The 20,642-nt window shown below is 69.3% G+C and carries 21 protein-coding genes; 14 read left to right on the forward strand and 7 right to left on the reverse strand.

From position 1 onward, the window contains the following. Positions 1-243 precede the first annotated feature (243 nt). Positions 244-1,611: a glutamate--cysteine ligase gene (locus FHW85_RS10890; RefSeq protein ID WP_167253658.1), complete on the forward strand. Its 1,368-nt coding sequence runs from the start codon at positions 244-246 to the stop codon at positions 1,609-1,611. A gap of 58 nt (positions 1,612-1,669) precedes the next feature. Here FHW85_RS10890 and FHW85_RS10895 read toward each other — a convergent pair whose 3' ends face one another. Next, on the reverse strand, positions 1,670-2,131 hold the full coding sequence (locus FHW85_RS10895) for a DoxX family protein (protein ID WP_246866725.1): 462 nt from the start codon (positions 2,129-2,131) through the stop codon (positions 1,670-1,672). 276 nt (positions 2,132-2,407) lie between these two features. Between FHW85_RS10895 and FHW85_RS10900 the strand changes: the two genes are divergently transcribed. The 4 genes from FHW85_RS10900 to FHW85_RS10915 all read left to right on the forward strand — a co-directional run bounded on the left by FHW85_RS10900 (position 2,408) and on the right by FHW85_RS10915 (position 5,456). Next, complete coding sequence (locus FHW85_RS10900) at positions 2,408-2,689, forward strand: hypothetical protein (RefSeq protein ID WP_167253654.1); 282 nt, start codon at positions 2,408-2,410, stop codon at positions 2,687-2,689. Positions 2,690-2,850: 161 nt separating this feature from the next. Continuing rightward, a complete protein-coding gene (locus FHW85_RS10905; RefSeq protein ID WP_168648248.1) occupies positions 2,851-3,699 on the forward strand; it encodes a DUF692 domain-containing protein in 849 nt (282 codons plus the stop codon). Then, complete coding sequence (locus tag FHW85_RS10910; RefSeq protein WP_168648249.1) at positions 3,696-4,481, forward strand: DNA-binding domain-containing protein; 786 nt, start codon at positions 3,696-3,698, stop codon at positions 4,479-4,481. Before FHW85_RS10905 ends, FHW85_RS10910 begins: the two co-directional genes overlap by 4 nt. 90 nt (positions 4,482-4,571) lie before the next feature. Further along, positions 4,572-5,456, forward strand: coding sequence for an AraC family transcriptional regulator (locus FHW85_RS10915; RefSeq protein WP_168648250.1), 885 nt, complete (start codon positions 4,572-4,574; stop codon positions 5,454-5,456). A 48-nt stretch (positions 5,457-5,504) separates the two neighbouring features. Here the strand turns inward: FHW85_RS10915 and FHW85_RS10920 are convergent, their stop codons facing one another. The 4 genes from FHW85_RS10920 to bioD all read right to left on the reverse strand — a co-directional run bounded on the left by FHW85_RS10920 (position 5,505) and on the right by bioD (position 9,402). Beyond that, on the reverse strand, positions 5,505-5,888 hold the full coding sequence (locus FHW85_RS10920; protein ID WP_168648251.1) for a hypothetical protein: 384 nt from the start codon (positions 5,886-5,888) through the stop codon (positions 5,505-5,507). Positions 5,889-6,027: 139 nt separating this feature from the next. Continuing rightward, entirely contained in the window at positions 6,028-8,220 is a 2,193-nt protein-coding gene (gene dcp / locus FHW85_RS10925; protein ID WP_167253644.1) for a peptidyl-dipeptidase Dcp, read from the reverse strand. A 102-nt stretch (positions 8,221-8,322) separates the two neighbouring features. Beyond that, positions 8,323-8,673 (reverse strand): hypothetical protein, encoded by a 351-nt coding sequence (locus FHW85_RS10930; protein WP_168648252.1) that lies wholly within the window; start codon positions 8,671-8,673, stop codon positions 8,323-8,325. A 48-nt stretch (positions 8,674-8,721) separates the two neighbouring features. Next, positions 8,722-9,402, reverse strand: coding sequence for a dethiobiotin synthase (gene bioD / locus FHW85_RS10935; RefSeq protein WP_168648253.1), 681 nt, complete (start codon positions 9,400-9,402; stop codon positions 8,722-8,724). 58 nt (positions 9,403-9,460) lie between these two features. Between bioD and FHW85_RS10940 the strand changes: the two genes are divergently transcribed. Continuing rightward, positions 9,461-9,961, forward strand: coding sequence for a GAF domain-containing protein (locus FHW85_RS10940; protein ID WP_167253638.1), 501 nt, complete (start codon positions 9,461-9,463; stop codon positions 9,959-9,961). Positions 9,962-9,965: 4 nt separating this feature from the next. Here the strand turns inward: FHW85_RS10940 and yihA are convergent, their stop codons facing one another. After that, positions 9,966-10,622 (reverse strand): ribosome biogenesis GTP-binding protein YihA/YsxC, encoded by a 657-nt coding sequence (yihA, locus tag FHW85_RS10945; RefSeq protein ID WP_167253636.1) that lies wholly within the window; start codon positions 10,620-10,622, stop codon positions 9,966-9,968. A gap of 126 nt (positions 10,623-10,748) precedes the next feature. Between yihA and FHW85_RS10950 the strand changes: the two genes are divergently transcribed. The 5 genes from FHW85_RS10950 (at position 10,749) to FHW85_RS10970 (ending at position 14,579) form a co-directional block, all read left to right on the forward strand. Next, positions 10,749-11,540 carry a c-type cytochrome gene (locus FHW85_RS10950; RefSeq protein ID WP_167253634.1) on the forward strand — a complete coding sequence of 264 codons (792 nt, stop codon included), beginning with the start codon at positions 10,749-10,751 and terminating at the stop codon, positions 11,538-11,540. 71 nt (positions 11,541-11,611) lie between these two features. Continuing rightward, a complete protein-coding gene (locus tag FHW85_RS10955) occupies positions 11,612-12,505 on the forward strand; it encodes a thiol:disulfide interchange protein DsbA/DsbL (RefSeq protein ID WP_168648254.1) in 894 nt (297 codons plus the stop codon). 112 nt (positions 12,506-12,617) lie between these two features. After that, positions 12,618-13,274 (forward strand): thiol:disulfide interchange protein DsbA/DsbL, encoded by a 657-nt coding sequence (locus FHW85_RS10960; RefSeq protein ID WP_167253630.1) that lies wholly within the window; start codon positions 12,618-12,620, stop codon positions 13,272-13,274. A gap of 97 nt (positions 13,275-13,371) precedes the next feature. Beyond that, a complete protein-coding gene (locus tag FHW85_RS10965; RefSeq protein ID WP_168648255.1) occupies positions 13,372-14,172 on the forward strand; it encodes an endonuclease/exonuclease/phosphatase family protein in 801 nt (266 codons plus the stop codon). Further along, the gene (locus FHW85_RS10970; protein WP_168648256.1) at positions 14,169-14,579 is read left to right on the forward strand and encodes a hypothetical protein; all 411 of its coding nucleotides are present in this window, start codon (positions 14,169-14,171) and stop codon (positions 14,577-14,579) included. Before FHW85_RS10965 ends, FHW85_RS10970 begins: the two co-directional genes overlap by 4 nt. On the opposite strand, the gene FHW85_RS10975 is transcribed toward FHW85_RS10970, so the two are convergent. Then, a complete protein-coding gene (locus tag FHW85_RS10975; RefSeq protein ID WP_168648257.1) occupies positions 14,496-16,097 on the reverse strand; it encodes a glycoside hydrolase family 17 in 1,602 nt (533 codons plus the stop codon). The genes FHW85_RS10970 and FHW85_RS10975 overlap by 84 nt on opposite strands. A 223-nt stretch (positions 16,098-16,320) precedes the next feature. Here FHW85_RS10975 and FHW85_RS10980 point away from each other — a divergent pair, with 223 nt between their 5' ends. From FHW85_RS10980 to FHW85_RS10990, 3 genes are read left to right on the forward strand one after another with little or no spacing between them, the layout of a single operon-like run. Next, entirely contained in the window at positions 16,321-18,429 is a 2,109-nt protein-coding gene (locus FHW85_RS10980) for a transglycosylase SLT domain-containing protein (protein WP_168648258.1), read from the forward strand. Between the two features lie 10 nt (positions 18,430-18,439). Then, a complete protein-coding gene (locus FHW85_RS10985) occupies positions 18,440-19,375 on the forward strand; it encodes a complex I NDUFA9 subunit family protein (RefSeq protein ID WP_168648259.1) in 936 nt (311 codons plus the stop codon). A gap of 32 nt (positions 19,376-19,407) precedes the next feature. Beyond that, complete coding sequence (locus tag FHW85_RS10990; protein WP_168648260.1) at positions 19,408-20,637, forward strand: multifunctional CCA addition/repair protein; 1,230 nt, start codon at positions 19,408-19,410, stop codon at positions 20,635-20,637. Positions 20,638-20,642 lie beyond the last annotated feature (5 nt).

Below are 20,642 nucleotides of genomic sequence, written 5' to 3' on the forward strand. Positions count from 1 at the left end.
TCAACCCTTCGGGTGGAATCCTTCTCCCCTCGGCGACCCGAAGGTAGTCCCCGTGGGAGAGAAGGTGGCGGCAGCCGGATGAGGGTCCGGCCGGGAGCGGTGCATATCACTCTTGCGCTCCGCCCGCACCCTCACCCCAACCCCAACCCCTCTCCCAAGGGAAGAGGGGCTTCATGTAACGCGGCACTTTGAAAATCCCGCGATCACCCCCACAGTGCTGCGATTCCCGCGAAGGAGCCGATCGTGTCCATACCCAGTGCCGTCAAGAGCACGCCCATTGGCGACCGCCAGCAGCTGGTCGACTATCTCGCCGCCGGCGAGAAGCCGCGCGAAGCCTGGCGCATCGGCACCGAGCACGAGAAGTTCGGCTTCCTCACCGACGACCTGCGCCCGCCCACCTTCGAAGGCGAACGCGGCATCCGCGTGCTGCTGGAGCGCCTGGCCGAACGCTATGGCTGGGACGTCGCGCGCGAAGGCGACACGCCGGTGGCGCTGTCGCGCGACAAGGCCTCGGTGACCCTGGAGCCGGCCGGCCAGCTGGAGCTCTCCGGCGCGCCGCTGGAGAACATCCACCAGACCTGTTGCGAAGTGAACACGCACTTGAACGAAGTGCGCTCGATCGCCGACGACCTCGGCATCGGCTTCCTCGGCATGGGCTTCCAGCCGAAGTGGCGCCGCGACGAAATGCCGTGGATGCCCAAGGGCCGCTACAAGATCATGCGCGAGTACATGCCCAAGGTCGGCTCGCTCGGCCTGGACATGATGACACGCACCTGCACCGTGCAGGTCAACCTCGACTTCGAAACCGAAGCCGACATGGTGCGCAAGTTCCGCACCAGCCTCGCGCTGCAGCCGATCGCCACCGCGCTGTTCGCCGATTCGCCGTTCACCGACGGCCGGCCGAACGGGTACCTCTCGTACCGCTCGCAGGTGTGGACGGATACCGACCCGCACCGCACGGGCATGCTGGATTTCGTGTTCGAGGACGGCTTCGGCTACGAGCGCTACGTCGACTACATCCTCGACGTGCCGATGTACTTCAGCTACCAGGACGGCCGCTACATCGACCTGGCCGGCCAGGACTTCAAGCGCTTCCTGCGCGGCGAGCTGCCGGCCCTGCCCGGCACGCACGCCACCATGAAGGACTGGGCCGACCATCTCACCACCGCCTTCCCGGAAGTGCGCCTGAAGCAGTACCTGGAAATGCGCGGCGCCGACGGCGGCCCGTGGAACCGCCTGTGCGCGCTGCCGGCGCTGTGGGTCGGCCTGCTGTATGACGACGAGGCGCTGGGCGCGGCCTGGGACCTGGTCAAGGATTTCAGCCGCGAGGAACGCCACGCGCTGCGCGACGGCGTGCCCAAGCATGCGCTGAAGCTGCCGTTCCGCGGCCACTCGGTACGCGAGCTGGCCGCCGAAACGCTGAAGATCGCCGCGCACGGCCTCAAGCGCCGCGCCCGCCTCAACCGCAACGGCGCCGACGAGAGCATCTTCCTGGAGCCGCTGCTGGAGATCGTCGAAGCGAACCAGACGCCGGCCGAGCGCAAGCTCGAACTGTTCAATGGCGCGTGGAACGGCAGCGTGGATCCGGTGTTCCGCGAATTCGCCTACTGAGCTGCCTTGCACCGCAGCGGCATCGGCGAGGCGCGGCATCCACCGCGCCTCGTGCGTTTCAGTCCCGCGTGCGGATGCCCAGCCAGCGCGCCAGCAAGGTATCCAGGCTCGCCTTGCCCGGGCCGGCCATCAGCAGCCAGAACAGAATCAGGATGTAGGTGAATTCGGAGCTCTCGACGTATTCGTCCAGGCCCGAGATATCGCGCGACACCACCACCGTCAGCGCGACGATCATATTGATCAGCATCGGCACGCTGACCAGGCGCGTGCACAGGCCCAGCATCAGCAGGGCGCCGCCGATCAGGTCGGTCCAGGCCGACACCGTGGCGCTCAGCAGCGGAAACGGAATGTTCCAGCTGGCGAAGCGCTCGGCAAAGCCATCCACGTGCTGCACCTTGGCGATGCCCGTCTCCAGCCAGAAATAGCCGAAGCCCAGGCGCATGACCAAGGGCCCCAGCCAGCGTCCGGCATGCAGCAGATCGAGCAGGCGCGAGGCCTGGACAGCAAGGAAAGTACGCATCGGAGTGGTCCGGTCGAGGAGAGTGGGCGGCATCTTCGGCCGCACCCGGCAGCCCCGCCATGCCCGGGCGTCCACGCTTTCTTGCCCGGGGTCCGGCATCGCCGAAGTTCCGCGCGACCGGACGATCGGGCATGAACCACGGATACCAGGACACATTCGCCCCCGCCCTGGGGCGCGCAGAATGCCCGCCGTCGAGACCGACCCGCGCCACCGGCGCACGGACTGGACATTACCGCCGCCCCGGGCGGCACCCACACCTCGAGAGGGAGTTGAACCATGAAGAAGACTCTGCAGAGCGGCGCGATGGCCGCGATGGTCGCCGGCCTGTTCGCCCTGACCGCGGCCTCCGCCGCCATGGCCGACAACGCCAAGGGCGACAAGGCCCAGGGCGCGACGGCGTCGGTCAAGTGCATGAACTCCTCGGCCTGCAAGGGCCACGGCGCATGCAAGCAGGCGAGCAATGCCTGTAAAGGCCAGAATGCGTGCAAGGGCCAGGGCTTCACCATGCAGAAGAGCCAGGCGGACTGCGAGAAGGCGCAGGCTGAGAACAAGGCTTGATGCTTTAAAGCCCCTCTCCCGCTGGGAGAAGGGTTGGGGTGAGGGTACGGCCGGAGCGCAAGAGTGATGTGCACCGCTTCGCCCGTACCCTCATCCGGCTGCCGCCACCTTCTCCCGATGGGAGAAGGCTTCACTCTTGAAGACTGAGGAGGTAACGCGCAATGAGCCATGTCGATAACGAGCGCCCGCCCTACCTCGGCTACGGCCTCGGCCTGCGCGTGGAGTACTACCAGGAACTGCTCGACCGCCCGCACAGTGTCGACTGGCTGGAGATCGTCTCCGAGAACTACATGGTCCCCGGCGGCTTGCCGCTGGTATGGCTGGAACGTTTCCGCGCGCGCTTTCCGCTGGCGATGCACGGCGTGTCGCTGTCGATCGGCGGTACCGATCCGCTGGACGAAGGCTATCTCGCGCGCCTGGACGCGCTGGCCCGGCGCATCGAGCCGGCCTGGGTGTCCGACCATCTGTGCTGGACCGGCGTGCAGGGCGTGAACCTGCACGACCTGATGCCGTTGCCGTATACCGAGGAAGCGCTGGACCACGTGGTCGCGCGCGTGCGCCAGGTGCAGGAGCGGCTGCGGCGGCGCATCCTGCTGGAGAACGTCTCCAGCTATATCCGTTTCGCCGATGCGCAGCTGGAGGAATGGGAGTTCCTGGCCGAAGTGGCGCGGCGCGCGGACTGCCTGATCCTGCTGGACATCAACAACGTCTACGTCAGCGCGCGCAATCACGGCTTCGATGCGCTGCGCTATCTCGACGGCATTCCGGTCGAACGCGTGCAGCAGTTCCATCTCGCCGGCCACGAACACGGCGAGGCGCTGCTGGTGGATACGCACGACGCACCGGTGCCCACGCCGGTGTGGACGTTGTACGAAGCCGCGGTGCGCCGCTTCGGCGCCGTGTCGACCATGATCGAGCGCGACGACCACATGCCGCCCCTGAGCGAACTGCTGGCCGAGCTGGAACACGCGCGCCGGCTGGCCGCTCCCCTGGCGAAGGCGGCCGCATGAGCGAGCTGCAGGCCTTGCAGCTGCGCCTGCAGCGGGCGGTGATGGCATCGGCCGCAACGCCGCTGGCCGAGCTGGTCGGCGACGGCATCGCCGATGCGAAGAGCCGGCTCGCCATCTACCGCCACGGCTACCGCGCACGCCTGCGCGAAGCGCTCGGCAACGAATTCCCCACCCTCGCCAGCGTGGCGGGGCGCCGCTTCAACGCCTTGCTCGACCGCTATATCGACGCCTGCCCCTCCGAGCACTACAACCTGCGCTGGCACGGCGCGGGGCTGGCCGCGTTCCTGCGCTACGCGCTGCCCTGGCGCGACCGGCCGGCCTTCGCCGAGGCGGCCGAACTGGATTGGGCGATCTCCACCTGTTTCGACGCCGCGGACGAACCGGCTATCGGCGCCGAAGCGCTGGCCGCCGTCGCGCCGCAGGACTGGGCCGAGCTGCGCCTGCTGCCGCAGCAGCACCTGCAGTGGCTGGCGCTGTCCACCAATGTCGACGCCTTCCGCACTGCGGTGGACGCCGCTGCGGCGCGTCCGCATCTGCGCCGGCGCGCGCGGCCGCGGCGCCTGCTGGTATGGCGCCAGGAACTGACCGTGCGCTACCGCGCGGTGGAGCCGGCCGAAGCGGCCCTGCTGGCCGCGGCGGCGCGGGGCGAACCGTTCGCTGCGCTGTGCGAGCTGGCCGCGGCGGACGCACCGCCGGGGCAGGCCGTGGCCCGCCTCGCCACCCTGCTGCGGCAGTGGGTCGACGCCGGCCTGCTCCGCGAACTGCAGGCCGGCGGCATGTAACCGCCGGCCCCTCCGCACCGAAGCTTTGGGCGAACCGCTGCGAAAGGAACGCCCATGTCCGCCTTGCCCAGCTCTATCCCGGGCCAGCCCATGCCAGGTCAAACCGGCCCAGCCCAACCCTGTGCCGTATCTCCGGCGCTGGAAGCCCTGCTGCTCCAGTCGAACCTGCGCGTCGATATCGTGGCCGAGCTGCAGTACTGCGGCTCCTGGTTCCTGGAGGAACCGCGCTACCACTGCGGCCTGTTCCACCTGGTCGGCGCCGGCCACTGCCGCGTGGAAAGCAAGGCGATCGGCCTGCGCATGGAGCTGGCCGCGGGCGACCTGGTGGTGCTGCCGCATGGCGATCCGCACCGCCTGCGCGGCGCCGGCCACGACGACGATGCCACCAGCCTGATCTGCGGCGAGCTGCATTTCCCCGCGCATGCGCGGCATCCCTTGAGCCACGCCCTGCCGCCCTGCTTCGTGGTGCGTTCCAGCGAGGCCGGCAGCATGTTCCGCCAGCTCGCCGAGATGATGGTGCAGGTCTCGCAGTCCCGGCAGGCCGGCCGCCAGGTGCTGCTCAACAAGCTGGCCGACACGCTGTTCGCGCTGGCCGTGTGCGACTACGCCAGCCGCAGCGCGGAACGCCAGGGCCTGTTCGCCGCGCTGGCCGACGCGCGCATCTGCAAGGTGCTGCATGCCGTGCACGAGAAACCCGGCGAACCCTGGACCATGCCCTCGATGGCCGCGCTGGCCTGCATGTCGCGCTCGGCCTTCGCCGAACGCTTCACCCAGCTGATGCACATGCCGCCGATGCAATACGTCACGCAGTGGCGGGTGAGCGTGGCGGAGCAGCTGCTGCGCGAACGCCAGCTCTCAGTGGCGGCGATCGCCGAACGCCTGGGCTACGCCAGCGAAGCCGCGTTCCGCCGGCTGTTCAAGCGGGTGAGCGGCACCAGCCCGGGCGCGGTGCGCGCGGACGCGCTGGCGGCATGAAAAAGGCCGGCACAGGCCGGCCCTTTCCGATCGAAAACCTGCGCCGGCTCAGATGTCGCCGGCCGTACCGTTACAGACCGCACCGGCCGAAGCATCGCCGATGTAGGCGCCGGTCGCGTCCTGCACCGTGACCTTCATGATGATGTGGTCGTTGTACGGCTGCAGGCACTGGAACGTGCATTCGGCTTTGTGGCCCAGCGGTCCGCTGTTGTTGCAGTGGAACGGCGCGGACAGGTGCGCGGTGCCGGTGAACGACCAGTTGTAGACGAACGGCGCGGGCGAGCCCGGGCTGGTCGCGGTGGCGTCGCAGACGTTGACGCCGCACGACAAGGCCACGCCGGCGGATTGCGCGTGCGCCGCGGATGCGGCGGCGAACAGGCCGAACGCGGCCGACAGAACGATGGATGCAAGCATGGACGGCAGTTTTTGCATGACCTTCTCCTTAAGTGAATGCGAAAAACGTTTCCTTTCCGTACAACCATTGCTGCACTGCGCGCCCCGTCTTTCCGGCAGGACGCCGTCAGGCTTATCGGTGCGCCATCTGGTGCACCGATAAGCCACGACACCGGGATTACTTCTTCGCCGCCGGCTCCGCCTTCAGGCCGCGGTCGATCAGCATAGGCTCCACGCTGGGGTCCTTGCCGCGCCAGTCGCGATACAGCTTGCCCAGCTCCACCGTGTTGCCGCGCGACAGGATCATGGCGCGGAAGCGGTCGCCGTTCTCGCGGGTCAGGCCGCCGTGCTCCTTGAACCATTCGAAGCCGTCGTCGGCCAGCATCTGCGTCCACAGGTAGGCGTAGTAGCCGGCGGCGTATCCATTGCCCCAGATGTGCTGGAAATAGCTGGAGCGGTAGCGCGGCGGCACGTAGCTGAGGTCGATCTTGTCCTTCTTCAGCGCCTCGGCCTCGAACTTGTCGGCGTCCTGCTTCGGCGCGTCGGCGCCCAGGCTGTGCCAGTTCATGTCGAGCAGGGCGGCGGCGACCAGCTCGGTCATGTCGTAGCCCTTGTTGAAGCTGCCGGCCTTCTTGATCTTGTCCACCAGCGCCTGCGGCATCGGCTCGCCGGTCTGATAGTGCTTGGCGTAGTGGGCGAAGATCTTCGGATCGGTGCCCCAGTGCTCGTTGAACTGCGAGGGGAATTCGACGAAGTCGCGCGCGGTGTTGGCGCCGGACAGCGTGGGGTACTGCGAGTCGGCGAACATGCCGTGCAGCGCGTGGCCGAACTCGTGGAACATGGTGGTGACGTCGTCGAACGACAGCAGGGCCGGCTGGCCCGGCGCGGGCTTGGTGAAGTTGGCGACGTTGTAGACCACCGGCTTGGCGCCCAGCAATTTGGACTGATCGACGAAGTTGCTCATCCAGGCGCCGCCGTTCTTGTTGTCGCGCTTGAAGTAGTCGCAATAGAACAGCGCCATCGAGGTGCCGTCCTTGTCGAACACTTCGAACACGCGCACGTCCGGCTGGTAGACCGGGATGTCCTTGCGCTCCTTGAAGCTCAGGCCGTAGAGCTGGTTGGCGGCGTAGAACACGCCGTTCTGCAGCACGTTGTCCAGCTCGAAGTACGGCTTGATCTGGCTCTCGTCCAGGTCGTACCTGGCCTTGCGCACCTGCTCGGCGTAGCGGCTCCAGTCCCAGGCTTCGAGCTTGAAGCCGCCCTTCTGCTGGTCGATCACCGCCTGGATGTCCTTGGCTTCCGATTGCGCGCGCGCGGTGGCCGGCTGCACCAGGTTGTGCATGAAGCTCAGCGCCGCATCCGGCGTCTTGGCCATCTGGTCTTCCAGCTGCCACGCGGCGTAGTTCGGGAAGCCCAGCAGCCTGGCCTGCTCGGCGCGCACTTGGGCGATGCGCTCGATCTGGCCGCGGGTGTCGTTGTCGTCGCCGTGCTCGGCGCGGTCCCACGAGGCCTTGAACAGCGCCTCGCGCGTGGCGCGGTCGCTCAGGCTCTGCAGCTGCGGCTGCTGCGTGGTGTTCTGCAGCGGCAGCACCCACTTGCCATCCAGCTTGCGTTCCTTGGCGTCCTGCGCGGCGGCGGCGATGTCGCCGTCGGAAAGGCCGGCCAGCTTGGCCTTGTCGTCCACCACCAGCGCGCCGGCCTTGGTGGCGGCGAGCAGCTTGTTGGTGAACTGGGTGCTGAGGGTGGACTCTTCTTTATTGAGTTCCTTCAGCTTGGCCTTGTCCGCTTCGGACAGCTTGGCGCCGTGGTGCACGAAGTTCTTGTAGACCACCTCGACCAGGCGCTGCGATTCGTCATCGAGCTTCAGCGACTCGCGCTGCTGATACACCGCTTCGACGCGCTTGAACAGCTTGTCGTTGAGGTAGATCGCGTCCTGGTGCGCGGCGAGCTTGGGCGCTTCGTCTTCCTGCACCTTCTGCAGCGCGTCGCTGGTGTTGGCGCCGGTGACGGCGTCGAAGGCGTGGTTGACGCGGGTGAGCAGCGCGCCGGCCTTTTCCATCGCCACGTAGGTGTTGTCGAACGTGGGTGCTTCCGGATTGTTGGCGATCTGCTCGATCTCGGCGAGGTGCTGCTTCATGCCCTCTTCGATCGCCGGCTGGTAGTCGCTCTCCTTGATCTTGTCGAACGGCGGCGCGCCGAACGGCAGCGTGCTGGCGGCGAAGAACGGATTGGCCGACGGCGCCTCGGCGGCAGCCGGCGCCGACGCGGCGGCGGCCGGATGATCGGCGGTCTTGGCCGCATCGTTGGACGGCTGCGAGCAGGCGGCGAGGGCGAGCGAGGTGGCGATCGCCAGGGCGCGGAGAGGCGGCATGGAATTTCCTTGGTGCATGAAAAAACCGACTGTAACCACAGCCGGCGCACGCGTCCAAGGGCCGGAAGTCAGCGCGCCGCGGCGCCGCGGCGCGCCAGGGCGTTACGCCGCGCGCATGTCGCGCAGCTTCCAGCTCGGACCGATCAGCAGATTCAGACGATGCCGCACGATGCTCATCGGCAGGTCGGTGATCAGATCCACTTCCGTATGCAGGTCGGCGACCTGCGCATTTACTTGCGCCGACGGGTCGGTCTTGCCCAGGGCGGGATCGACTTCGTCCGGTTCTTCCTGCATCGCGCGCCAGCGCTCGAACAGGCCCGGTTCGCGCAGTGCCTGCTGCAGCGCCGCAGCGAAGTCGCTCGGGCCGGCGCCTTCGTAGCTCAGGCTGGGCTCGGGCCCGCGGGCGTGGCCCAGGTCGTCGATGGAGAGATAGAAGTGGCTGCGGCTGGCCATGCGGAACTCCTTGTGCGGGACCTGCGGGCAAGCATGTCCCAGCGTGCGTCAAGCAATGATCGACTTCACGTTCAAGTGGCGCGCGGCGAGCGCCGGTTCCACTTCGCCGTGCGGCAGCACGCCCAGGCAGGGCGCATGCAGCAGGGTGCGCAGCGTGGCGAGGTTTTCCTCCGCCGCATCCATGGCCGGATCGATGCGGTTGGCGATCCAGCCCACCAGCCGGCAGCCATCGGCCACCACCGCGCGCGCGGTCAGCAGCGCATGGCTGAGGCAACCCAGGCGCAGGCCCACCACCAGGATCACCGGCAGCTGCCAGGCCTTGGCGATATCCGAGGCGAACAGGCCCGGCGCCAGCGGCACCAGCCAGCCGCCGACGCCTTCCACCACCACGCGGTCGTGGCTGGCCTGCAAGGCGTCGAAGGCTTCGCGCAGCGGCGGCAGCGCGATGGTGACGCCTTCGTGCGCGGCGGCCAGGTGCGGCGACAGCGGTTCGCGCAGCGCGACGGGATTCACCAGCTCGTACGGCAGCGGCACGCTGCCCGCGGCGAGCAGGGCGAGGGCGTCTTCGTTGCGGCGGCCGTCCGGCGTGTCCACGCAGCCGCTCGCCACCGGCTTCATGCCGCAGGCCGATTCGCCCGCTTCGCGCAGCGCATGCAGCAGCGCGCAGGCGGCGTGGGTCTTGCCGATGCCGGTATCGGTGCCGGCGACGAATACGGCGGGCAGGCTCATGCGGCGTTCCTGTGGGAAGTGGGCGCATAATACGGACTTTGCCGCCGGATCCGCCGCCATGTTCGAAGTCGCCACCGCCACCTACGCCAGCAAGCGGGAACACTATGCGGACCTGTGCGAACAGATGCGCGGCATGCTCGCCGGCGAGCCGGATCTGATCGCCAACGCGGCGAATTTCTCGGCCCTGGTGTTCCACAGCCTGCCGGACTTCAACTGGGCCGGCTTCTATCTGTACGACGGCAACGAGCTGGTGGTCGGTCCGTTCCAGGGCAAGCCGGCCTGCATCCGCATCGCCATCGGCCGCGGCGTCTGCGGCACCGCGGCGCAGACGCGCGAGACGCAGCTGGTGCGCGACGTGCACGCATTCGCCGGGCATATCGCCTGCGATGCGGCGTCGAACTCCGAGATCGTGGTGCCGCTGGTGCGCAAGGACGGCAGCCTGCTCGGCGTATGGGACGTGGACAGCCCCCTGGTCGCGCGCTTCGACGACGAAGACCGCGCCGGCATGGAGGCGCTGTGCGCGGTCTTCATGGAAGCGGTGGACAGCGCCGCGCGCTGAGCGCCTACGCGCCGGGCGGGTTGTTGCGCTCGCGCTGCAGCAGTTCCATCACCGCGGCCCGCCCCTCGTCCACGCCGGTGCCTTCCGAGGAAGAAAACACCTGCGCCGTGGCGGCCTGCAGCCCTTCAGCCTCGAACTGCTTGCGCATCGCCGCCAGCGCCTGCGCGGCCTGGTTGCGCGAGAGCTTGTCGGCCTTGGTCAGCAGCACGTGGCAGGGCAGCGCGGTGTCCTGGCAGAAGGCCAGCATCATCCGGTCGAATTCCTTCAGCGGATGGCGGATGTCCACGATCAGCACCACCCCGCGCAGGCTCTGACGGCGGTGCAGGTAGGCGTCGATCTCGCGCTTCCAGTGCTCGCGCAGCGGCTCGGGCACCTTGGCGTAGCCGTAGCCGGGCAGGTCGATCAGGCGCGCGTCCAGCGGCGCGGCGCCCTCGCCCTGCGCCAGCGGCGGCAGCGCGAACGCCACCATCTGCTGGGTGCGGCCCGGCGTCTTGGAGGTGCGCGCCAGGCCGTGATGGCCGGTGAGCTTGTTGAGCGCGCTGGACTTGCCGGCGTTGGAGCGGCCGGCGAACGCGACCTCGGCGCCGTTGTCCATGGGAAGTTGGTCGATACGGTGAGCAGCCAGCACGAAGCGGGCGCCCTGAAGCGGATTGGGGGCCATGTACTTGATGATTCTGATGGTTTGACCGACCCCGGTGGGGCAGGGATAATTCCAAGGTTTCTGCCAGTTACGGGTGCGATTCCATGCGCGCCGTGCAGCCATAGCAGTTCTTCTGGAGACAAGTGTATGAGTTTTCGGCCCGCTGGTTCCCGGCCCGCTGTACTCGGTTGTGCCGTAGCCCTGGTCTTTGCGCTGTCCGCCAGCATCGCTGCGGCACAGGACGCCAAGCCCGCCGCCGCCTCGTCGGCCAAGCCGGCGGCCGCGGCCTCCGCCGCCGCGCCTGCCGCCGCCGAGAAGCCCGCCGCCGCCGAAGCCGCCCACAGCGGCGTGAAGCTCGGCGACGCCGCCGCCGGCCAGGGCAAGGCCGCCGCCTGCGGCGCCTGCCACGGCATGGACGGCAACTCCAGCGACGCGCAGTACCCCAAGCTGGCCGGGCAGAGCGAGCAGTACATCGTCCAGCAGCTGACCAACTTCAAGTCCGGCAAGCGCCAGAACCCGATCATGATGGGCATGGCCGCGCCGCTGTCCGAGCAGGACATGCACGACATCGGTGCCTACTTCGCCGGCAAGAGCGCCCTGCCGGGCGTGGCCGACCAGGCCCTGGTCGAGCGCGGCGAGCAGCTGTACCGCCAGGGCGACGCCGCCAAGGGCGTGCCGGCCTGCATGGCCTGCCACAGCATCGACGGCCGCGGCAATCCGGGCGCCATGTATCCGCAGCTCACGAGCCAGCACGCGCAGTACATCCAGGCCACGCTGAAGGCCATGCACGACGGCACCAGCTGGGGCGACGACGCGCACGCCAGGATCATGCCGAGCATTGCGCAGAAGCTCGACGAGAAGGACATCGCCGCGGTGGCCAGCTACGTCGAAGGCCTGCACGCCACGGAAAGCGCGGCGGCCAAGCCCGCCACGCCCTGATCGATCCGATCGACGACGCCGGCCACTGGCCGGCGTTCTTGTCTCCCCTCCCCGTTATCCGAGGTTTTCCCATGCGCAAGCGCCTGCCGTTCCTGTTCGTTTCGATGCTGGCGATCGCCGCCTGCAGCCAGGGCAGCGACAACGGCACCGCCGCCCAGCAGCCCGCCGCACCGGCTTCCACGGCCGCGCCCGCCCCGGCCGCCAGCGCGCCCGCGCAGCAGCCGGCGCCTGCCGCCACCGCCGCCCCGGCCGCCGCCAGTACCGCCGGCGACAGCGCCAAGGCCGAGACGCCCGCCCCGGCCGCGGCACCGGTGCCCGCAGGCGCGGCCCAGGCCTTCGTCGACGACGGCAAGTGGGTGGAAGGCAAGAACTACTTCCGCATCGAGCCGGCGCAGCCGAAGGTCAGCAACACCGACAAGATCGAAGTGACCGAGGTGTTCTCCTACGGCTGCCCTGCCTGCAACCAGTTCCGTCCGACCATGGAGAAGCTGGTGCAGGAACTGCCGGCCGGCACGCAGGTGTCCTACCTGCCGGTGTCGTTCAATCCGGCGGAGAACTTCCCGATGTTCCAGCGCGCCTACTACGCCGCCGAGGCGCTGGGCGTGGCTGCGAAGGCGCACGAGGCGATCTTCAAAGCCGTGTGGGATACCCGGGAGCTCACTTCCTCCAACGCCGCCGGCACCGGCCTGCGCCCCAGCAGCGACCTGCCGACCATCGACGACGCCGCCAAGGTCTACGCCAAGTTCGGCGCCGATCCGAAGGAATTCGTCGCGGTGGCCAACTCCTTCAGCATCAACACCAAGATCAAGCGCGCCGATGAACTCGTGCGCACCTACGGCGTCGAATCCACGCCGACCATGGTGATCGACGGCAAGTACCGCTTCACCGCGCAGAGCGCCGGCGGCTACGACCAGTCGATCGATCTCGCCAAGTGGCTGGTGGCCAAGGAAGCGGCGGGCAAGTAAGCGCCGGCCAGGTAAGACCCGTCACAGAAGCGCGCTACAAAGGTCGGGTACAACAGCCCGCCATCACGATTCGTCACGGCGGCCACGGCCGCCGGTTTCGCGGAGAGACCCCATGTTCAAGCGTATTGCCCGTCTGCGCGTCGCCGCCCTGCTGGCCGGCCTGGTCCTGACCAGCGCCTGCACGGCGTCCAATTCCAATGCCGCCGCGCCGTATACGGAAGGCAAGGAATACGTCGCCCTGGCCGCCCCCGCCCAGCGCTACAGCGCCGACGGCAAGGTGGAAGTGGTCGAGGTGTTCTCCTACGGCTGCGTCCACTGCGCGCATTTCGCGCCGAAGGCCGAGGAACTGCGCAAGCAGCTGCCGCCGGGCGTGAAGTTCAAGCTGCTGCCGGCAGCCTTCAGCGACGCCTGGCTGCCCTACGCCCGCGCCTACTACGCGGCCGAGAAGCTCGGCGTGGCCGACAAGACCCACCTGGACCTGTTCGCCAAGAAGTTCGACCAGCACTATCCGATCTCCACCCTGGACGAGCTGGCCGACTACTACGCCACCCAGGGCGTGGACCGCGCCAAGTTCCTGGCCATCGCCACCTCGCCCGAGGTGACCCAGCAGATCAAGAAGGATCTGGAGCTGATCCAGAAGTGGGGCGTGGACGGCACGCCGACCATCGTGGTCGACGGCAAGTACCGCAGCAACGAAGTGAAGACGCTGGACCAGCTCTCGGCCCTGGCCCAGTGGCTGGCCCAGCGCGAGCTGTCCGGCGCCAAGTGATGCGCCTGCCGCGCGGAGCCGCCCGGCGGCTCCGCGTTCACGTCCGGGCGGTCATGCTTGCCGGGTTTTTCCGAGCCACCGTCCCCATCTCGTCACGATGACTGCCGCCGCGCCCGCCCCCGCCGAACGCCGCCTCCGGCTGCTGAGCTGCAATATCCTGGCGGGCGCCAGCGTGCAGCGCTACAGCGAATACTTCACGCGCAGCCTCAACGCCATGCTGCCCGGCCGCAGCAAGCTGGACAACCTCGACCGCCTGGCCGAGGTACTGCCGCAGTTCGACGTGATCGGCCTGCAGGAAGCCGACGCCGGCAGCCTGCGCTCGGGCTTCCTCAACCAGACGCGCTACCTGGCCGAGACCTCCGGCATGCCGTTCTGGAGCCACCAGCCGAACCGTCCGATGGCGCGGCTGGCGCATACCGCCAACGGCCTGATCAGCCGGCTGGAACCGCACAGCGTGCTCGATTACCAGCTGCCCAGCCGCATCCCCGGCCGCGGCGCGCTGCTGGCGCGCTTCGGCGAGGGCCAGGACGCGCTGGCGGTGATGATCGCCCATCTCTCGCTGAGCGCCACGGCGCGCGCGAAGCAGCTGGGCTTTATCGCCGAGGTGCTGCAGGAATTCCCGCACGCGGTGCTGATGGGCGACCTCAACACCGACGCCAACAGCACCGAGATGCGCCACCTGTTCGCCAAGTGCAGCCTGGTGCCGCCGGCGCAGGCCACGCCTACCTTTCCCAGCTGGCGGCCGCGCAAGGCGCTGGACCATATCCTCACTTCCGAGGCGCTGCGGCTGGAAAAGCTGTGGGCGCTGCCGCAGGCGTTTTCGGATCATTTGCCGGTTGCGGCGGAAATCCGCCTCCCCCAGCATGTCGCGCCGCGACCTCACAAACTCCGCCGATGAACTTCCTGCGCCTGTCCCTGCCCTGGCTGCTGCTGGCCCTGATCGCCGCGCTCGCGGCGTGGATCCGCTACGGCCTGATCGAACCGGCCGCGATCGGCCACCTGTGCGAAGCCGCCGCCACCGCGCCGGCCTGGTGCCAGGGGCGGCAGATGCTGGTGCTGGGCTTTCTCGGCTATGGCTACGGCTGGGCCGCGCTGGCCTTCGCCGCCTTGGCCCTGGTCTGGAAGCACCCGGCCAGCGCGTGGCTGGCCGCCGCTGGCGGCGTGCTGGCATTGCAGCTGTATTGCTTCGAGGCGGGCGCGTTCGCGCTGCTGGTGGGCTGCCTACGGCTGATTCGCTTGCAGGCCGATGCGGCGCCAGCCGATGAGGACGGGAACGGCGATCGCCAGGTTCAGGCCCAGCCATAGCCAGGTCACCGGATTGAGGCCGATGTCCTGCGCCACCACCGCGGCCGCGAGCAGCGGCACCAGGATGGCGAGGCAGCGTTCTTCCACGCGCAGGCCGGCGGTCTGCGTCCAGCCGCTGAGCCAGCCGGCCAGGCCGTAGCCCACGCAGGGCAGCAGCGCCAGGCCGAGCGGGAAGTCGCGATAGCGGCCGTCGAACACCAGCAGCAGGCCTTCCAGCGCAAGCAGGAACAGCCAGGCGAAACGCAGCCAGCCGCCAGGCAGCACCGTGGACGCCACGCCGCCGATACGCGCGGCAAGCCAGCGCGCCAGCACGATCGCGGTGACCAGCCCGCCCGCGCACCCGGCCCAGGACAGCGCCCACTCGAGCAGGTCGCGGCAGGCATAGAGCATCTGCCGGTACTGCCACGCCAGCGCGGTGCCGGTGGCAAAACCCGCGAGCAGCAGCACGCCCCAGCCCGCCGTGCCGCGCCATTCGCGGCGCAACGCACCGGCCAGCACGAACAGCAGCGCACCCGCGCCGCCGGCCAGCCAACCCAGCCACCAGCGCGGCTCCTCGACCACCGGACCCTGCATGGCGAACTTCGGCCGCGCATGCACGTCGTAGATGCCCCAGAAGCCGCCGGTGGTGCCTTCCTGCGCGCGCTTCCACGGCTGGTCGAAGGCTTCGATCACGTTGTAGGGCATGGCGACGCTGCCGGCGTAGTCGAGGAATTCGCGCAGATAGCGCGCCTCGTTCACCACGCTGGCGCGCGCCGCGCGGCGCGGCTTGCCGGCGCTGGGCCAGCCGGTCTCGCCGATCATCACCTCGCGGCCGGGAAAGGCGCTCTTCACCTGCTGGTAGACCTCGGCCACGTGGCGCACGGCGTGTTCCGGCGGCACGGGTTCGTCTTCCCAATACGGCAGGATGTGGATGGTGAGGTAGTCCACCGACTTGGCCATCTGCGGATAGCGCAGCCAGAACTCCCACACATCCGCATAGGTGACCGGCACCGACTTGGGAATCGCCGCGCGCACCTGCCGCGCATACTCGGCCAGCGCCTGCGGCGACTGCTCGCCGCGCAGCAGCACCTCGTTGCCGACCACCACGCCGCGCAGCACGTCCGGATGCGCCTTCGCCTCGGCGATGCCCAGTTCCACCTGCCTGGCATTGGCCACCGGATCGCGGCCCAGCCAGATGCCCATGATCACCTTCATGCCGTAGCGCCCGGCGATCTCCGGCACCGCGCTCAGGCCCTGGCCCTGCGAATAGGTGCGCACGCAGTCGAAGCGCTGCGACAGCGCGCGCAGATCCGCGTCGATGCGTTCGGGGCTGATGAAGGCCTTGAGGTCGTACGGTGTCTCGCCCGGTTCGCGGAACGGCGCGTAGGACACGCAGGCGATGCGCGCGGACGGCGCATCCGGCAACGCCACCGGCCGGCCCAGCAGCCACCACCACAAAGCTCCGGCGAAGGCGCAGAACGCCAGCACCAGCCAGAGCAGAAGACGCGCGCGGGGCGAAAGCGACGGCGTGGACGACATGCGCTACCTGTGGAATCGCGCCGGCCATGGCGCCTTGGGAGCGGGCAAGTCTAGCAGGGGCATGGCGCTGCTCGACGGCGTGAAGACGCGCTTTAACGTAGGACTCAGCCGAGTTTTGACATTCTGCCGGGCTGGTCCGGGGCCGCGACTAGGAATCGTCCGGCCTACACTGCGCAATCGATCGGCTGCTTCGTCCAGATAAGCCATCGCACAAGGAGTTTTCATGCCTGTTCACGCAGCGCCGCGGCGTCTCGCCCCTTCCCTGCTCGCTCTTGCCGCCGGCCTGCTGCTGGCCGGCTTCGCGCACGCCGCCGAGCCCACCGACGCACAGCGCGCGGCTTTCAAGCAGGCCTATGCCACCGCGCAGCAAGGCGGCGATGCCTGGCGCGCGCAGGCGCAGAACCTCGCGGACTATCCGCTGTATCCGTACCTGGAAGCCGCCGCGCTCACGCACGACCTGCGCCAGCTCGACCGCGCGCCGGTCGACGCTTACCTCAAGCGCTATCCCGACCTGATTCCCGCCAGCGACCTGCGCCGCGACTATCTGCTGGAGCTGGCGCGCCGCAAGGACTGGACCACCTTCCAGTCGCTGTACCAGCCGGGCCTGGGCGATGCGCTGACCTGCGACGCGCTGCAGGCGCGGCTGGCGCAGACGCAGCCCGCGTCGGCGCAGTCGGGCCCGTCCACGCAGGGCGCCGCGCTGGATTTCCAGCGCGACCTCGCCACGCTGTGGAACAAGCCGAATCTGCCCAATGCCTGCGATCCGGTGATCGCCGCGGCGCACGACCAGGGCCTGCTCACCGCGCAGCGCCTGTGGGACCGCATCGACCGCGCCGCCGACGCCAGCCAGGCGGGCACCGTGGCCGCGCTTGCGGCGTGGCTGCCGGGCGACGACCCACAGGCCGGCCAGCGCATCGCCATGGCGCTGCGCGATCCGGGCGGCGCCGCGGCGAAAGCCGGCACCTGGCCCGACACGCCGCGCAGCCGGCAGGCCGCGATGCTGGCGCTGGAACGGCTGGCGCGGCGGCAGTCCAGTGTCGCCGACAGCCACTGGGAACAGCTGCGCGGCCATTTCAAGTTCACCCAGGAACAGCAGCGCCGCATTCTTTCCGCGCTCGCGCTGTTCCATGCCACCGACTTCAACGACGACGCCCTGCAGCGCCTCGCCTCGCTGCCGCCGCCGGCGCAGACCGACGCCACCCGCGAGTGGCGCGTGCGCGTGGCGCTGGAACAGCAGAACTGGCAGGCCGCGCTGAGCGCGATCGACGCGCTGACGCCCGAACAGAAACAGGACGGCGAATGGCGCTGGTTCCGCGCGCGCGCGCTCACCGCGCTGGGCCGCGACGACGAAGCGCGCAAGCTGCTGGCGCCGCTGTCGGAAGAACCGACCTTCTTCGGCTTCATGGCCGCCGACGAGCTCGACGTGCCGTATTCGATCTGCCCGCTGACCTTGCCGCCCGATCCGCCGCGCGAACAGGCCCTGCTCGCCCATGCCGGCCTGCAGCGCGCGTTCGAGCTGTATGCGGTGGGCCTGCCGCGGCAGGCGCGGCGCGAATGGGGCAAGGCGCTGGACGGCGCCGACACGGCCACGCTGAAACTCGCGGTGGACCTTGCCTATCGCCGCGGCTGGTACGACCGCGCGGTGTTCACCTTCAACAAGGGCGAGGCGCTGCGCTACTACGAGCAGCGCTTTCCGCTGGCCAGCCAGGACGGGCTGGTGCCGCAGGCCGAAGAGGCCGGCATCGATCCGTCCTGGGCCTACGCGATCCTGCGCGCGGAAAGCGCCTGGGCCGCCGATGCGCGCTCCGGCGCGAATGCGCGCGGGCTGATGCAGCTGCTGCCGGATACCGCGGCGATGGTCGCGCGGCGCAACGGGCTGAACTGGGCCGGCGCCGATTCGCTGTACGACCCGGTGACCAATATCGTGCTGGGCACGCGCTATCTCGCGCAGATGGCCGAACGCTTCAACGGCGCGCCATGGCTGGCCAGCGCCGCCTACAACGCCGGCCCCGCCCGCCTGGACCAGTGGCTGGCCGCGCGCGGCACGCTGCCGCCGGACCTGTTCGTGGCCAGCATGCCGTTCAAGGAGACCCGCGAGTACGTGGCGCGGGTGATGTCCTTCGCGGTGATCTACGACTGGCGCCTCAATGGCAACGCCACGCCGCTGGCGTCGCGCCTGACCGCGATCGGCCAGGCCTATGCGCTGCCCGACCGCAACACGCCGCGCCGCCCGGTGAGCTGCCCGGCGCCCGCGGCGGCGGTGGCGCCAGCGGAGGCCGCCACGGTGCCCGCACCGCCGGCCGGCGATGCCACGAACAGTCCTTCGCAGTGAGGTTTCCGTCATGAGCGCCAAGCGTCTGGTCATTCTCGGCGGTACCGGTTTCGTCGGCAGCTATCTGGTGCCGCGGCTGGCCATGGACGGGCACCGCATCGTGCTGCTGTCGCGCAACCGCGAGCGGCGCCGCGCGCTGGCGGTAGTGCCGGGCGTGGAGATCCACAGCACCGACGTCTACGACGGCAATGCGCTGCGCCGGCAGTTCGAAGGCGCCGATGCGGTGATCCATATGATCGGCTCGCTGCATCCGGCCAGCGGCCGTTCGCTGCAGGAAATCCATGTGGAACTGGCGCGCCGGGTCACCGGCGCCTGCCAGGCCGCTGGCGTCGGACGCCTGCATCTGATGAGCGCGTTGAAGGCCGGCCAGGGCCTGTCGCGCTATCTGAAGACGCGCGGCGAAGCCGAGGCGGTGGTGCGCCAGTCCGGCCTGGACTGGACCATCTACCAGTCCAGCGTGATGTTCGGCGCCAACGACGGCCTGGTCTCCCGCTTCGCCGCTCTGCTGCGCCTGATGCCCGTCCTGCCGCTGGCGCGCGCCGGATCGCGGCTGGCGCCGACCTATGCGGGCGACGTGGCGGAAGCCTTCGCGCGCTGCATCGCCGACGACCGGCTCAGCATCGACCGCACGTTCGAGCTGTACGGTCCTGAGGTACTGACCCTGGGCGAGATCGTGCATGGCATCCGCGACACGCTCGGCCTGCGCACGCGCATCCTGCCGCTGCCCGATGCGCTGGGCCGGATCCAGGCGCGCCTGGCCGAGCTGCTGCCGGGCAAGCCGTTCTCCTACGACAACTTCCTGACCCTGCGCACCGACTCGGTGGGCAAGCAGGACGGCTATGCCGCGCTGGGCATCCGCGCCGAGCCGCTGACGCCCTGGCTGCCGGTGCTGCTGCAGGGTTCGCCGCGCCAGCGGCGGCTGGACCGCTATCGCGCCATGCGCTGAGCCGCGGCGCCGCGCATGGCAGAATCGCGGCCATGCGTATCTATCTAGTCGGCGGCGCCGTCCGCGATCGCTTGCTGCAGCGTCCCGTCAGCGACCACGACCACGTGGTGGTCGGCGCCACGCCGGAGCAGCTGCTTGCGCTCGGCTACAAGCCGGTGGGCAAGGATTTCCCGGTATTCCTGCATCCGGACACCGGCGAGGAGTACGCGCTGGCGCGCACCGAGCGCAAGACCGGCCGCGGCTACCACGGCTTCGCCGTGCATGCGGACCCGGCGGTGACGCTGGAGCAGGACCTGGAGCGGCGCGACCTCACCATCAATGCCATCGCCATGGACGAAGCCGGGGGCCTGGTCGATCCGTTCGGCGGCGCGCGCGATATCGAGCAGCGCGTGTTGCGCCATGTCTCGCCCGCCTTCGTCGAAGACCCGGTGCGCCTGCTGCGCGTGGCGCGCTTCGCCGCGCGCTTCGCGCCGCTGGGCTTTACCGTGGCCGAGGAAACCATGGAGCTGATGCGCCGCATGGTGCGCGAAGGCGAAGTGGATCATCTGGTGCCCGAGCGCGTATGGCAGGAAACGCGCCGCGCGCTGGGCGAGCCGAGCCCCTCGGCCTTCCTGCAGGTGCTGCGCGCCAGCGGTGCGCTGGCCGTGCTGTTTCCGGAAATCGATGCACTGTACGGCGTGCCGCAGCGCGCCGAATACCATCCGGAGGTCGACACCGGCATCCATATCGAGATGGTGCTGGACATGGCCGCGCGCATCGCGCCGGGCAACGAGCTGGTCGGCTTCTGCGCGCTCACGCACGACCTCGGCAAGGCGCTGACGCCGGCCGACGTGCTGCCGCGCCATCTCGGCCACGAGGAGGCCGGCGTCGAACCGCTGCGCCAGCTGTGCGCGCGCCTGCGCGTGCCCACCGAATTCGCCGCGCTGGCCGAGCAGGTCTGCCGCGAGCACCTGAACGCGCATCGCGCCTTCGAGCTCAAGCCCTCCACCGTGCTGCGCGTGCTCGGCGCGCTGGACGCGCTGCGCCGCCCGGAACGGCTGGAGGTGTTCCTGGCCGCCTGCGAGGCCGACAAGCGCGGCCGCCTGGGCCTGGAACACAGCGATTACCCGCAAGCCGCGTATCTGCGCGCCGCGCGCGCCGCCGCGGCGGCGATCGGCGCCGGCGCCTTCGTGGCCAAGGGGCTGCAGGGGCCGGCGGTGGGCGCGGCGATGGAAAAGGCCCGTATCGACGCCATTGCGGCCCTGCGCGGAAGCTACGGCTAAGCCAT

The sequence above is a fragment of the Dyella sp. SG609 genome (assembly GCF_012275375.1).
Classification (GTDB): domain Bacteria; phylum Pseudomonadota; class Gammaproteobacteria; order Xanthomonadales; family Rhodanobacteraceae; genus Dyella_D; species Dyella_D marensis.

Excerpts from the sequence above, each read along its gene's own strand:
- FHW85_RS10895 (WP_246866725.1), bottom strand. The coding sequence starts at position 2,131 with ATGCGTACTTTCCTTGCTGTCCAGGCCTCGCGCCTGCTCGATCTGCTG.
- FHW85_RS10900 (WP_167253654.1), top strand. The coding sequence starts at position 2,408 with ATGAAGAAGACTCTGCAGAGCGGCGCGATGGCCGCGATGGTCGCCGGC.
- FHW85_RS10905 (WP_168648248.1), top strand. The coding sequence starts at position 2,851 with ATGAGCCATGTCGATAACGAGCGCCCGCCCTACCTCGGCTACGGCCTC.
- FHW85_RS10910 (WP_168648249.1), top strand. The coding sequence starts at position 3,696 with ATGAGCGAGCTGCAGGCCTTGCAGCTGCGCCTGCAGCGGGCGGTGATG.
- FHW85_RS10915 (WP_168648250.1), top strand. The coding sequence starts at position 4,572 with ATGCCAGGTCAAACCGGCCCAGCCCAACCCTGTGCCGTATCTCCGGCG.
- FHW85_RS10920 (WP_168648251.1), bottom strand. The coding sequence starts at position 5,888 with ATGCAAAAACTGCCGTCCATGCTTGCATCCATCGTTCTGTCGGCCGCG.
- dcp (WP_167253644.1), bottom strand. The coding sequence starts at position 8,220 with ATGCCGCCTCTCCGCGCCCTGGCGATCGCCACCTCGCTCGCCCTCGCC.
- FHW85_RS10930 (WP_168648252.1), bottom strand. The coding sequence starts at position 8,673 with ATGGCCAGCCGCAGCCACTTCTATCTCTCCATCGACGACCTGGGCCAC.
- bioD (WP_168648253.1), bottom strand. The coding sequence starts at position 9,402 with ATGAGCCTGCCCGCCGTATTCGTCGCCGGCACCGATACCGGCATCGGC.
- FHW85_RS10940 (WP_167253638.1), top strand. The coding sequence starts at position 9,461 with ATGTTCGAAGTCGCCACCGCCACCTACGCCAGCAAGCGGGAACACTAT.
- yihA (WP_167253636.1), bottom strand. The coding sequence starts at position 10,622 with ATGGCCCCCAATCCGCTTCAGGGCGCCCGCTTCGTGCTGGCTGCTCAC.
- FHW85_RS10950 (WP_167253634.1), top strand. The coding sequence starts at position 10,749 with ATGAGTTTTCGGCCCGCTGGTTCCCGGCCCGCTGTACTCGGTTGTGCC.
- FHW85_RS10955 (WP_168648254.1), top strand. The coding sequence starts at position 11,612 with ATGCGCAAGCGCCTGCCGTTCCTGTTCGTTTCGATGCTGGCGATCGCC.
- FHW85_RS10960 (WP_167253630.1), top strand. The coding sequence starts at position 12,618 with ATGTTCAAGCGTATTGCCCGTCTGCGCGTCGCCGCCCTGCTGGCCGGC.
- FHW85_RS10965 (WP_168648255.1), top strand. The coding sequence starts at position 13,372 with ATGACTGCCGCCGCGCCCGCCCCCGCCGAACGCCGCCTCCGGCTGCTG.
- FHW85_RS10970 (WP_168648256.1), top strand. The coding sequence starts at position 14,169 with ATGAACTTCCTGCGCCTGTCCCTGCCCTGGCTGCTGCTGGCCCTGATC.
- FHW85_RS10975 (WP_168648257.1), bottom strand. The coding sequence starts at position 16,097 with ATGTCGTCCACGCCGTCGCTTTCGCCCCGCGCGCGTCTTCTGCTCTGG.
- FHW85_RS10980 (WP_168648258.1), top strand. The coding sequence starts at position 16,321 with ATGCCTGTTCACGCAGCGCCGCGGCGTCTCGCCCCTTCCCTGCTCGCT.
- FHW85_RS10985 (WP_168648259.1), top strand. The coding sequence starts at position 18,440 with ATGAGCGCCAAGCGTCTGGTCATTCTCGGCGGTACCGGTTTCGTCGGC.
- FHW85_RS10990 (WP_168648260.1), top strand. The coding sequence starts at position 19,408 with ATGCGTATCTATCTAGTCGGCGGCGCCGTCCGCGATCGCTTGCTGCAG.